Source organism: Christiangramia crocea, assembly GCF_022410465.1.
GTDB lineage: Bacteria > Bacteroidota > Bacteroidia > Flavobacteriales > Flavobacteriaceae > Christiangramia > Christiangramia crocea.
The window spans coordinates 1-13,148 of record NZ_JAJSON010000023.1; the positions used below are offsets into that span (position 1 = coordinate 1).

Sequence of the window (13,148 nt, forward strand, 5' to 3'; positions counted from 1 at the left end):
ACGCCTGGAGGAAAGTATCAAAACAGCCATGTATCATGGTGATGATACACTTATGATCCTTGATCATGAAACCGGGAATATCAGATATTTTAGCCGGAACCTGATGTGTCCCACCACAGGGATAAGTTATCCGAATCCTGAGCCGAACAGTTTTTCTTTCAATTCACCAAAAGGAGCCTGTCCTACCTGTAATGGGATTGGCACCCTCTACCAAGTGAATATCGATAAGATAATTCCGGACAGGTCCAGATCCATAAGGAATGGAGCGCTTGAGCCCCATGGGCCACAAAAGAAAAACTGGATTTTCTCCCAGCTCGAACTCATTTCAGAACGTTTTGAATTCAGTCTTGGAGATCCTGTAGAGAAGATCCCTCAGGAGGCACTCGATATGATACTATACGGCGGAAAAGAAAGGTTTTCCCGGGAGTCCAAATCCCTTGGCATTACCAGGGATTATAAAATAGATTTTGAAGGGATTGCTAATTTTATTGAGACCACCTATCGTAATAATGACTCCACCTCGCTCAGACGCTGGGCAAAGGAATATATGGATAAGGTAGTATGTCCCGACTGTGAAGGCTCAAGACTGAAAAAAGAGGCTTTATATTTTAAGATCTACAATAAGAATATCTCAGAACTTTCTGAACTTGATATTACCGATCTAAGCAACTGGTTTGCTGATATCGAAAAACATCTTAGTGAGAAACAACTGCAAATTGCTGAAGAGGTAATTAAGGAAATCAGAACGCGACTACAGTTCCTGTTAGATGTGGGATTAACATACCTTAACCTTAACCGTAGTTCAAAATCCCTGTCGGGAGGTGAAGCCCAAAGGATAAGACTGGCCACACAGATAGGTTCCCAGCTTGTGGGAGTGCTTTACATCCTGGATGAACCAAGTATCGGCCTGCACCAGCGGGATAATGAAAAACTTATCAATTCCCTGGAATCTCTCAGGGATATTGGCAATACAGTGATCGTGGTTGAACATGACAAGGATATGATAGAAAGGGCAGATCATGTAATAGATATAGGTCCCCGCGCCGGAAAACACGGAGGGGAAATTATAAGTGAAGGCACTCCTGCAGAACTGAAGGAACACGAAACACTTACGGCTTATTATCTCAATGGAAAGAAGGAGATCCCGGTACCCAAAGATCGGAGAAAGGGAAATGGGAAAAAAATCGAACTAAAAGGGGCCACAGGTAATAATCTGAAAAATGTAAATATCTCCATCCCGTTAGGCAAGATGATAGCAGTTACCGGAGTTTCCGGCAGTGGAAAATCCACACTTATAAATGAGACCCTCTACCCCATTATGAATGCTCATTACTTTAACGGGGTTAAAAAACCTAAACCCTATAATAGTATAAAGGGACTTGAGCATATAGACAAGGTCATAGATATCAACCAGTCTCCAATAGGCCGGACCCCCAGATCTAACCCCGCAACTTATACAGGCGTTTTTTCAGAGATCAGAAGCCTGTTTGCTAAAACACCCGAGGCACAGATCAGGGGATACAAACCGGGACGCTTCAGTTTCAATGTAAAAGGGGGTAGATGTGAGACCTGCAAAGGAGGCGGACTAAGAGTGATAGAAATGAACTTTTTACCTGATGTTTATGTGGAGTGTGAGACCTGCCAGGGAAAAAGGTTTAACAGGGAAACTCTTGAAATAAGGTACAAAGGAAAATCTATTGCAGATATTCTGGAAATGACCATCAATGAAGCAACCACCTTTTTTGAGAATATTCCCAAGATATACAGAAAACTAAAGACCATTAAGGATGTGGGACTAGGCTACATCAGTCTTGGCCAGCAATCCACCACACTATCCGGAGGCGAGGCACAAAGGATAAAACTGGCAACAGAACTTTCAAAGCGCGATACCGGAAATACTTTCTATATATTAGACGAACCAACAACCGGACTTCATTTTGAAGACATCCGGGTCCTGATGGAGGTTCTGAATACCTTAACCAATAAAGGAAATACCGTGCTTATTATTGAACACAATATGGATGTGATCAAAATGGCCGACTATATTATAGATATAGGTTACGAAGGTGGAAAAGGTGGAGGTAAAGTGGTCGCCAAAGGCACTCCTGAAGAAATTATTAAGAACAAGAAAAGTTATACGGCTCAATTCCTCAAAAAGGAATTAAACTAACAATAAAAATGATAAAAAAGCATAGCAGAAACAAAGCCTGGAACGAGATAAAGACCAATGACTCCTGGGCGATATTCAAGATAATGGGGGAATTCGTAAACGGCTACGAGAAATTAAGCCAGATAGGCCCCTGTGTATCGATCTTTGGTTCCGCCAGGACCAAGCCCGATATGAAATATTATAAGCTGGCAGAAAAAGTTGCCAAAAAGATCGTGGACCATGGTTACGGAGTAATCACAGGAGGTGGCCCTGGAATTATGGAAGCCGGTAACAAGGGAGCTCACCTGGCCGGTGGAACTTCAGTAGGGCTGAATATAGACCTGCCTTTTGAACAGCACGACAACCCATATATAGACAACGATAAAAGCCTGGATTTCGATTACTTCTTTGTAAGAAAAGTAATGTTCGTGAAATACTCCCAGGGATTTGTGGTAATGCCAGGTGGCTTTGGAACCCTGGATGAACTTTTTGAGGCGATCACTCTTATCCAGACCCATAAGATTGATAAGTTTCCTATTATCCTCGTTGGCACCGAATTCTGGGGAGGACTGGTAGACTGGATAAAGGCTACACTGCTGGATAACTTCAAGAACATTAGTGAAGGAGATATAGATCTTGTACAGGTGGTGGATACCGAAGATGAAGTAATTGAAATTCTGGATAAATTCTACGAAGAATATAATTTAAGTCCTAATTTCTAGTTAATAGCCTTATTGAAGGTATCAAACTTTGATTATATTTAGCCCTGATAGCTTATCAGCATTAAATTCTTATACTCGTTGAAATACCTTCAGTTTTTCCTGATATTTTTTATTGGTTCGGGATGGCTTTCCGCACAGAATGTCATTAATGTAAATGCACGCCTGGTTGACAGTCTGCATACCCTGGAAATAGATCAGGATATCACCTTCATCAACACCGAAAACAGGGAGTTGGCAAGCATTTATCTTAACGACTGGAATAATGCATTTAGTTCAAAATCTTCTGCCCTTGCCAAACGCTTCGCTGAAGATTATGCCAGGCGCTTTCATTTTGCAAAAGACCAGGAACGTGGCCATACTTATATAGATCATATAAAAGACAGCCTGGAAACAGATCTTGAATGGGACAGACCGGGTGAGGTTCCGGATCTTATTAGAGTTCTACTGAAAGAGCCGCTTGCCCCGGGAGATTCTTTAAAGATTAATTTAAAATATAGAATTAAGGTTCCTGATGATAAATTTACCCGCTATGGTATAGATCAGGAGGGAAATTATAAATTAAGGTACTGGTACCTTGTCCCTGCTCCCCTGGATAACGGGTGGAAGCTATATACCCATAAGGATCTGGGACTGCAGTACGTAAAACCCTATGATATTTTCATTTCCCTGGATATTCCCACGGAATTCTATGCGGCATCCGGCCTTGATCTTTTACGAACCCAAACCAGACAGGGCTATAAAACCATCACATTTCGGGGAGAGAACCGGATTGATAGTAAAATGTATATCACAAAATCATACATTTTTGAATCCATCAACGCCAATTCGAACCAGGTTATCACCAATATTGAAGATGAAGGCATCCAGTTTGATATCAAAAATACAATACTTGAACGCGTTGTAGGCTTTTTGAATGAAAGACTGGGCGAATATCCTCATTACAATCTTTTTGTGACTCAGGAAGATTATTTAAATAACCCTATTTATGGCCTAAACCAGTTACCGGGCTTCATAAGACCTTTTCCCGATGGCTTCCAGTATGATATAAAGCTTTTCAAAACCATAACCAGCAATTACCTTCAGAATACTATTCTCATAAATCCACGTACCGAAAAATGGGTCACCGATGCCATCATGATCTCTCTTATGATGGACTATGTAGATACCTATTATCCAAAAATGAAACTCATTGGTAACCTTAGTAAGATAATTGGGGTTAGATGGTTTCATGCGGCCGATCTGGAATTCAATGACCAGTACCAGTTTCTGTACATGAACATGGCCAGACTCAACCTGGACCAGCCGTTAACCACCAGTCAGGATTCCCTTGTAAAGTTTAACAAGAATATCGCAAACGCATATAAGGCTGGTGTTGGATTAAAATATCTTGAGGATTTTTTAGGAGACCAGACAGTAAAGGAATCTATTTCAGAATTCTATTCCACCTATAAACTGAGACCTGTAACAGAAGAAGATTTTGCTAATTTACTTCAGAAGAATACAACCAGAGATATCCAATGGTTCTTTGATGATTATGTAGGTACCAATAAGAAAATCGATTTCAAAATAAGCGGACATGAAAAAGAACGTGATTCTTTAAATGTAACCATTAAGAACCTTCGAGATAATGATATGCCCGTTAGCCTTTATGGCTTGAAAGATGGCGAAGTTGTGTATAAAACCTGGGTAGAAAAGGTACGCGATACCAAAAGCGTTAAGATTCCCAAAGACGGGATTCAAAGGCTTGCACTTAATTATGAACAGGAGATACCTGAATTTAATCAGCGTAATAATTATGAGGGGGTTACTAAATTACTGGACAAACCTATACAGTTCAGATTACTTCAGGATGTAGAGGACCCAAGATATCATCAGGTATTTTTTATGCCTGAGTTTGAATATAACCTTTATGATGGCATAGCCATAGGCCCTAAATTATATAACAAGACCATACTTAGCAAGACCTTTAATTTTGCGATCTCACCAAAATATGGATTCAATAGTGAAACTTTTGTTGGTTCGGCTTCCTTCTTCAACACTCATCAGTTCGAGAACAAGAAACTATATGCGATTTCTTACGGAATAAGCGGCACCCGGTTTTCTTATGGGTATGATCTTTTCTACGAAAAATTCACGCCTTATCTGGGATTTGGTTTTAGGAACTCTTATTTACGAAGTAATGAAAGGCAACGCTTACTTATAAGGAATGTGCATGTTCAAAGAGATCAAAATCCTACCGTTCCCCTGCCCCAGCCAGACTATAATGTATTTAATGTAAATTACCGTTACAGTAATCCAAATTTTCTTAAACATCTCACTGCTTCACTCGACTACCAGCTATCAGATAAGTTCAGTAAAATGTCTGTTAGTGCGGAATATCGCAAACTATTTAAAAACAACCGGCAGATAAACCTGAGATTTTTTGGCGGAACTTTTCTCTATAATGATGTAAGGTCCAATGATTATTTCAGTTTTGCCCTGGACCGCCCCACAGATTATCTCTTCGACTATAAATATTATGGAAGGAGTGAAGGCAGTGGACTGTTCAGTCAGCAAATCATCATGGCTGAAGGTGGTTTCAAATCACAGTTACAACCAGAATTTGCCAACCAGTGGCTAATGTCTTTAAATGGAAGTACGAACATCTGGAACTGGATCTATGCCTACGGGGATATTGGAATAGTAAAGAACAGAGGGGATAATGGTAAATTACTTTATGATTCCGGAATAAGGGTAAGTCTGGTACAGGATTATTTTGAACTGTTCTTCCCTGTTTATTCCAGTATTGGATGGGAATTAGACGATCAAAATTATGACCAGAAAATAAGATTCATAGTAGCCTTAGATCTTAATACCCTAATAAGATTGTTTACCAGGCGTTGGTATTGATTGGATAAATTCTTATTTTGACATTCCATATCTAAATTTCATTATTATCAGGAGAATGTTAATATAGAACTCTTTATTTTAAAAATAAATAATAAATAAAGGTTAAAATTATATTATTATCAATTTTAAAGCGAAAATTTGAATTGTATTTAATCAGACTTTTCGTTACATTTGTTACCATCCAAAAACATGTTCATGCAAAGCGAAACACAAACTGAAAATTCTATTTCATTTGATGAGTTCAAATCTCAGATTCTGGAAGATTACAGAACAGCTGTCACGAGCAGGGAATGTAGTCTTTTGGGTCGGAGAGAAGTACTTACCGGGAAAGCGAAGTTCGGAATATTTGGAGATGGAAAGGAAGTACCGCAGTTAGCCATGGCAAAAGCCTATAAGAATGGTGATTTCAGGTCCGGTTACTATCGCGATCAGACCTTTATGATGGCCATTAACGAGCTTACCCCCGAGCAGTTTTTTGCCGGACTTTATGCCGACACTAACATGGAAAATGAACCTATGTCTGCCGGAAGGCAAATGGGAGGTCATTTCATGACTCATAGCATTGATGAAAATGGAGAATGGGTGAATTTGATGAAGCAGAAAAATTCCAGTGCTGATATCTCACCAACGGCAGGACAAATGCCCAGATTGCTTGGGCTTGCTCAGGCATCAAAGATCTACAGAAATGTTAAAGGAATTGATGCCGAAAAATTCAGTGATAATGGTAACGAAGTTGCCTGGGGAACCATTGGCAATGCCAGTACCAGTGAAGGTCATTTCTGGGAAACCGTAAATGCCGCAGGAGTATTGCAGGTACCAATGGTATTAAGTGTCTGGGATGATGAATACGGAATCTCGGTGCATGCCAAATACCAGACAACCAAAGAAAATATATCAGAGGTTCTTAAAGGTTTTCAGAGAGATGAAAATAATAAGGGTTACGAGATCATAGTTGTGGAAGGTTGGGATTACCCCCGACTAATCGACACTTACGAAAAAGCGAGTGAGATTGCCAGAACACAACACTGTCCTGTTTTGATCCATGTGGTAGAACTAACGCAGCCACAGGGACATTCTACCTCGGGCTCACATGAAAGATATAAATCTGAAGAAAGACTGAAATGGGAAAAAGAGCACGATTGTAACCTCAAGTTCCGAAACTGGATCATTGAGAATGATTTTGCAACTTCCGATCAGCTTGAGGAGCTGGAAAAACAAATAAAAAGGGAAATAAGAGAGGCAAAACAGAAAGCCTGGAGTGCTTACTTACAACCAACAATTAAAAAGCAGAAAGAACTAATCCAGCTTCTTGAAAATGCAGCGGCATCAAGTTCTAATTCAAGGTTTATAAATTCAATTAAAAAGGAAGTATCCGGTAACAGAGAGCCATTAAAGAAAGACCTGGTTTCTGCTGCCAGAAGAAGCCTTAGATATTTGATTGGAGAAGAATCTTCTGAAAAGAAAAGCCTTATTAACTGGCTTGAGACTTTTTCAGAACAAACTGATGAGGAGTATGGTTCACGGCTTTATAAGGAAGAAGATATCAGCCTGGAAATTCTTCCAACCTATGATGATCAACCTCATGAAGTTGATGCAAGGATAATTTTAAGAGACAATTTTGACGCAATCTTTAGCCGTCGTCCCGAAACACTAATTTTCGGGGAGGACTCCGGTGAAATTGGTGATGTTAATCAGGGACTGGAAGGCCTTCAGAAAAAACATGGGAAATTCAGGGTTTCCGATACCGGGATCAGGGAGACAACGATCATAGGACAGGGAATTGGAATGGCTATGAGAGGGCTGCGACCTATTGCCGAGATCCAGTACCTTGATTATGTAATGTACGCACTTCAAACCCTTAGCGATGATCTCTCAACATTACATTATCGAACCAAAGGAAAACAAAAGGCTCCATTAATTGTTAGAACAAGAGGTCACAGGCTGGAAGGAATATGGCATAGTGGTTCTCAAATGGGCGGATTACTTAATCTCCTTCGCGGAATGTATATCCTGGTTCCAAGAAACATGACCAAGGCCGCAGGTTTTTATAACGCACTACTAGACCTTGATACACCAGCTATCATTGTTGAATGTCTTAATGGTTACCGTTTAAAGGAAAAGCTTCCAAACAATTTGGGAGAACTCAAAACGCCAATTGGGGTGACGGAAACCGTTCGTAAAGGAAAAGACATCACTCTTGTTTCTTACGGATCCACCTTAAGAATTGTTGAAGATGTAGCCAGGGAACTCCTTGAAGTTGATATTGACGCAGAGGTGATAGATGTTCAGTCATTACTACCTTTCGATTTGAACCATGACATTGTAAAAAGCATCGAGAAGACCAGCAGGCTATTAGTTATTGATGAAGATGTTCCTGGTGGGGCTTCAGCATACATTATGCAAAAGATACTTGAAGAGCAGAATGCCTACAGGTTCCTGGACAGCAAACCTCAAACACTTACTGCAAAGGAACACAGGCCGGCATACGGCACCGATGGAGATTATTTTTCAAAACCTTCACCTGAAGATATTTTTGAAAAAGTATACTCCGTCATGCATGAAACCGATCCTAATAAATATCCGAAATTAAGATAGACCGGAATTTCCAGGACTTATTAAATAAAGAAAAAGCCATGAAAAGTTTCATGGCTTTTTAAATTATAAAAATCTTCAAACCCTAGCAATCTACAAATAACGAATACTGTTTACTGAGTCTAAGGTATCCACTTCTTTTCGAAATTCGGCTTTCTCTTTTCAAGGAAGGCATTTCTTCCTTCTTTAGCCTCATCGGTCATATAAGCCAGTCTGGTTGCTTCGCCGGCAAATACCTGCTGCCCAACCATACCATCATCAGTAAGGTTCATTGCGAATTTCAGCATTTTTATGGAGGTTGGTGATTTAGCCAGGATCTCCTGTGCCCAATCATAGGCCACATCTTCCAGTTCATCATGGGCAATCACAGCATTTACCATTCCCATCTCAAAAGCCTCCTGAGCGGAATAATTTCTTCCTAAAAAGAAAATTTCACGGGCTTTTTTCTGTCCGACCATTTTCGCAAGATAAGCTGAACCGTAACCCGCATCAAAGCTGGTAACATCAGCATCGGTCTGTTTGAAGATAGCATGCTCTTTACTGGCCAAGGTAAGATCACAAACCACATGAAGGCTATGCCCTCCTCCTACAGCCCAGCCAGGAACAACAGCGATTACCGCTTTAGGCATAAAGCGAATCAGCCTTTGAACTTCAAGAATGTTTAATCTGTGATAACCGTCTTCTCCAACATAGCCCTGTTCTCCCCTGGCCTTTTGGTCTCCACCACTACAAAATGCCCATTTTCCATCTTTAGATGAAGGGCCTTCTGCCGATAATAAGACAACACCGATAGAAGTATCTTCATGAGCATCATGAAAAGCATCCAGTAATTCAGAGGTGGTCTTTGGCCTGAAAGCATTTCTGACGTCCGGTCTGTTAAATGCTATCCTCGCCACCCCGTTTGACTTTTTATAGGTAATATCTTCGTATTCCTTTGCTATTTTCCAGTCTATACTTGCCATTAAATATATTTTTAGTAAAATTAAGACTTTTAGGTAAGTTGAGAAAGTAAAAAGCCCGCTTAAGAAAGCAGACTGCGAAGTGGATTCTGAGCATTTTGATTCAGTGTAGCAAGGGCTAAGAAGAGATTGCTTACCGGGTTTTTATTAAAATAAATGTTTTTTAAATTTACTATAAATCTCTTTTTTAAATAAAACCAGTAATTTTATAGTGTAAAAATTGTGCCCTCATGGCAATTTAGCATCATTTTTGATTTAAAACTGTAAAAATTCCGAATGAAACTCTATTCTCTTATTTTTTTCCTTTTAATCGGCTTCAGTGCTACAGCCCAGGAATACTGGGACAGGGAAGATTTTGAAATAGGAAACCGTAGTATAGAAAACTCCTGGAAAGATTATGGTTTTGTCTGGCAGACTGGATCCAGTTTTAATCTGCCTGATGGAAGTTTTTTACATTTAAAGAACGAAGTGCAAAAAAAGCAGATAGATATGCTTGCCATCATCGATAAGACCAATAGAAATAAGATTCAAAGAGAAATTGATCTCGGCTCACCACTTCCGAAATCCAGTAAGGAGAAGAAAATTTTCGAGGTCTCAGGAGAAGTAAGACCTTATGACCGGAATGATGTCTTTAATAACCCCTATTTCGCCAATCCCTTTCTGCATAATTATAATTCCCGTGGCTTTGGTGTTAGGAGGTATACTCCGTACCGGTTTATTTACTGATCTTGATCTGTTAAATGAATTCCGTCTTCTCTGATATCAATTAGACGTTGTTTGTAGAGCGTGCCTACAGCTTTCTTAAAGCTCTTTTTACTCATTTGAAGTCTATCTTTGATATCATCGGGATCAGACTTATCAGAAACATTCATAAAGCCTCCTGCAGATTTCAGTTTGTCCAGTATTTTCTGTGCATTGGGCTCAATACTTCGGTAACCCGGACGTTGTAAAATAACATCTATTTTATTATCATCCCGGATCTTCTTAATATAACCTTTCAAAGAATCCCCAATTTTTAAAGGCTTAAAGACATCATCATGGTAAATCAGTCCCAGATGCAACTGATTGATGATAACATTATAACCCAGTTCAGTCATATTACTCACCAGCAGATTCACTTCTTCAAATGGTTCTACAGTAAGTACTGAATTATCAACAAAGGCATGCACCTTAGATGAAGCTGCCAGTCGCTCTGTTTCAAGGTCCAGGTAACAGAAAACCAGATAATCTTCCCCTGGCTGCATAGGTATTACCTGCTCTTTAAAAGGAACGAAAAGATGTTTTTCAAGCCCCCAGTCAAGGAAAGCTCCAAATTTATTCACCTCAACGCATCGAAGTTTCGCAAACTGATCCAGTTTTATTTTCGGTTCCAGGGTGGTGGCAACCGGCCGCTCTTCATGATCCAGGTAAATAAAGACCTTAATTATATCTCCCTCCTTCCATTCCTGGGGTACATATTTATTAGGAAGCAGGACTTCCTCTCCCTCATCATTTTCAAGATATACACCATGGTCGGTTTCCCTTATCATTTTGAGATCATGAAATTCGCCTAACTGAATCATACTTTACATTTAGCCTACAAAGATACTTTTATTCAATAATAAAAAAATCCGTTTCAGGTTTTATCCCTAAAACGGATTTCCTGCGTTTATATGGATTTTATTTAAAAACAGACTCTTTTTTAAAATGCTTTGTTAAAAGATAATAGATCACAACCCTGTATTTATTCCGGTTTGATTTTCCATATTTCTCAAGTACCTGGTTCAAAGCTTCATTAGCTTTTGATTGATCAGAAATACCCAGTTTCTTATCAATGAAATTCCTTTTTACGGTATCCAGTTCAGATTCGCTGGTAGAAGCAACCGTTTCAGCATCGGCATTATAAATGCTTGGCCCCAGTGATTCTGTGATCTTTCTCAGAAGATCCACATCGGGATCGTTTTCTCCTACTTTCGATTTCAGGTCATCAAGATACTTACCTACTTTTTCATCAAGTTTGCTCATAATGATTTTTTTAATTCGACATTTTCGAATATAAAGATTAAGAGTCTTAAGAAATGTTAGGCTATGCTTAAGATTTCATAAAATTAAAATACTCAAGCAGCACCTCATCATTGATCTTTCTTGGAGTGAAAATTTCGAGAAGTTTAGGTTGGCCCGATTCATCGAAAAAATCTCTCAGATTTTCATGAACCTCTTCCTGGGAGTTAGCCCTGTAATATTCAAAATTATATTGATCACAAATAGGTTTCGCGTTCATATCATGAACGGTCTCAAAATATTTGTCAAAATTTTCAGTGTTCTTATTTCCTGGAAGAATTCTGAAAATCCCTCCCCCTTGATTGTTCAGAACTATAATCCTGAAATTGGAAGGAATATAATTGTTCCATAAAGCATTACTGTCATAGAAAAAACTCAGATCGCCTGTAATCATTAAAACAGGTTCGTCCGAAGTCACCGCCGCTCCCACCGAGGTGGAAACACTCCCATCTATCCCGCTGGTGCCGCGATTACAAAACACTTTTAAACTGGGATGCCACTGGAATAACTGGGCATACCTGATCACTGAGCTGTTTCCAAAATGAACTATTGTATCCTGCGGGACTTTTGGCACTATCTCCAGCATTGCCTTGAGGTCTGAATATGGAATTTGCGTCATATATTCCTCATGCCTGGCCTGTCTTTTTCTCCTTACAGCCTTCCAGAACCCACCATATTCACTTTCTGTTCTTTCTGTAAGCGGAAGGAATTCAGAAAAAAAGGAGTTCACATCGGTCTCAAAGTGTTTGTTCAGGCAAAAGAAAGTATTATAGGCTTTTTTTGAATCTATATGCCAGTGATGCTTTGGATTATTGTTCCTTAAGAAGGATTTTATCTTCTTAGACACTATCATCCCGCCGAAAGTAAGTAAGATATCAGGCTGCAGTTTTTTAAAGAGCTCCTGTCGCCTCTCATCCTTTTCAATAGGGCCAATTATCGTATCTATTCTGGTGAAAAATTCTTCCTGATGAATATTTGAGGTGGTTTCAGTAAAGACAATCACGCTGGGGTCTTCTGCCAGCCTTTCAAGAAATTTTTGTTCTACGGCATTTGGCTGGGCAACTCCAACGATCACCATTTTTCGCTTCGCCCTGTTCCATTCTTCAGCATAATATTGCAGCTGTTTTTTGGAATAATGTCTCTCCTTAAGCTCGGGATAAATTTGAAGCGGCTGTACATCAATATTTTCAACAGTATCATATAAAGGTTCATAAAATGGCACATTAATATGTACAGGTCCCTTCTCTTCTATCGCCTTATTCAGTGCCAGGTTCACTTCGCGCTCATTATGTTTCTGAGCCTCAAACTGTTTCTGTTGAAGTTTGGGATCGCTGGATTCCTTTTCCAGAACCAGTTCTGAATAAAGATTGGCAGAATAAAGTATATGATTCTGAAAGACATTTTTCTGTCTTATGGTCTGCCCGTCTCCAATATCTATTCTTTCTACCGGCCGGTCTGCAGAAATGATCACTAATGGAATATCACTATAAAAAGCCTCGGCAATTGCCGGATAATAGTTGAGTAAGGCTGAACCCGAAGTGCAGACGAGGGCTACAGGCTTCCCCAACTGCTGTGCCATTCCCAATGCAAAAAATGCTGCACAACGCTCATCTACAATACTGTAAGGCGTAATTTCAGTATGATGGGTAAACCCAATGGTCAACGGAGCATTACGGGAACCGGGGGAAATAACAACATGTTTAATATCTTTTGCCGCACACAAGGCCACTACCGAGCGGGCAACGGGAATCTTAGAATACTTCATAGAAGCCCAAAATTACAATTTAAAGGAAATTT

At 39.7% G+C, this 13,148-nt stretch carries 9 protein-coding genes; 5 read left to right on the forward strand and 4 right to left on the reverse strand.

Annotation, left to right across the window (positions count from 1 at the left end; all coding sequences use genetic code 11):
* The 4 genes from uvrA to LU635_RS10475 form a co-directional block, all read left to right on the forward strand.
* Window positions 1-2,170: excinuclease ABC subunit UvrA (gene uvrA / locus LU635_RS10460; protein ID WP_240098919.1), on the forward strand; the 2,170-nt coding region annotated here is incomplete at its 5' end.
* 8 nt (window positions 2,171-2,178) lie between these two features.
* Entirely contained in the window at window positions 2,179-2,871 is a 693-nt protein-coding gene (locus LU635_RS10465; protein WP_255749795.1) for an LOG family protein, read from the forward strand.
* Window positions 2,872-2,949: 78 nt separating this feature from the next.
* On the forward strand, window positions 2,950-5,760 hold the full coding sequence (locus LU635_RS10470) for a gluzincin family metallopeptidase (protein ID WP_240098920.1): 2,811 nt from the start codon (window positions 2,950-2,952) through the stop codon (window positions 5,758-5,760).
* Window positions 5,761-5,955: 195 nt separating this feature from the next.
* Window positions 5,956-8,355 carry an alpha-ketoacid dehydrogenase subunit alpha/beta gene (locus tag LU635_RS10475; RefSeq protein ID WP_240098922.1) on the forward strand — a complete coding sequence of 800 codons (2,400 nt, stop codon included), beginning with the start codon at window positions 5,956-5,958 and terminating at the stop codon, window positions 8,353-8,355.
* 119 nt (window positions 8,356-8,474) lie between these two features.
* On the opposite strand, the gene LU635_RS10480 is transcribed toward LU635_RS10475, so the two are convergent.
* Window positions 8,475-9,314, reverse strand: coding sequence for a 1,4-dihydroxy-2-naphthoyl-CoA synthase (locus LU635_RS10480; RefSeq protein WP_240098925.1), 840 nt, complete (start codon window positions 9,312-9,314; stop codon window positions 8,475-8,477).
* Window positions 9,315-9,587: 273 nt separating this feature from the next.
* Here LU635_RS10480 and LU635_RS10485 point away from each other — a divergent pair, with 273 nt between their 5' ends.
* Window positions 9,588-10,037 carry a hypothetical protein gene (locus LU635_RS10485; protein ID WP_240098928.1) on the forward strand — a complete coding sequence of 150 codons (450 nt, stop codon included), beginning with the start codon at window positions 9,588-9,590 and terminating at the stop codon, window positions 10,035-10,037.
* Here LU635_RS10485 and LU635_RS10490 read toward each other — a convergent pair.
* The 3 genes from LU635_RS10490 to menD form a co-directional block, all read right to left on the reverse strand.
* The gene (locus LU635_RS10490; RefSeq protein ID WP_240098930.1) at window positions 10,031-10,873 is read right to left on the reverse strand and encodes a CvfB family protein; all 843 of its coding nucleotides are present in this window, start codon (window positions 10,871-10,873) and stop codon (window positions 10,031-10,033) included. The two genes, LU635_RS10485 and LU635_RS10490, sit on opposite strands and share 7 nt — an antisense overlap.
* A gap of 97 nt (window positions 10,874-10,970) precedes the next feature.
* Complete coding sequence (locus tag LU635_RS10495; RefSeq protein ID WP_240098933.1) at window positions 10,971-11,315, reverse strand: DUF2853 family protein; 345 nt, start codon at window positions 11,313-11,315, stop codon at window positions 10,971-10,973.
* Between the two features lie 67 nt (window positions 11,316-11,382).
* Window positions 11,383-13,116 (reverse strand): 2-succinyl-5-enolpyruvyl-6-hydroxy-3-cyclohexene-1-carboxylic-acid synthase, encoded by a 1,734-nt coding sequence (gene menD / locus LU635_RS10500; protein ID WP_240098936.1) that lies wholly within the window; start codon window positions 13,114-13,116, stop codon window positions 11,383-11,385.
* Window positions 13,117-13,148 lie beyond the last annotated feature (32 nt).

Bases quoted from the DNA above. Each gene is read 5' to 3' on its own strand.
- LU635_RS10465 (WP_255749795.1), top strand. From the start codon at position 2,179: ATGATAAAAAAGCATAGCAGAAACAAAGCCTGGAACGAGATAAAGACC.
- LU635_RS10475 (WP_240098922.1), top strand. From the start codon at position 5,956: ATGCAAAGCGAAACACAAACTGAAAATTCTATTTCATTTGATGAGTTC.
- LU635_RS10480 (WP_240098925.1), bottom strand. From the start codon at position 9,314: ATGGCAAGTATAGACTGGAAAATAGCAAAGGAATACGAAGATATTACC.
- LU635_RS10485 (WP_240098928.1), top strand. From the start codon at position 9,588: ATGAAACTCTATTCTCTTATTTTTTTCCTTTTAATCGGCTTCAGTGCT.
- LU635_RS10490 (WP_240098930.1), bottom strand. From the start codon at position 10,873: ATGATTCAGTTAGGCGAATTTCATGATCTCAAAATGATAAGGGAAACC.
- LU635_RS10495 (WP_240098933.1), bottom strand. From the start codon at position 11,315: ATGAGCAAACTTGATGAAAAAGTAGGTAAGTATCTTGATGACCTGAAA.
- menD (WP_240098936.1), bottom strand. From the start codon at position 13,116: ATGAAGTATTCTAAGATTCCCGTTGCCCGCTCGGTAGTGGCCTTGTGT.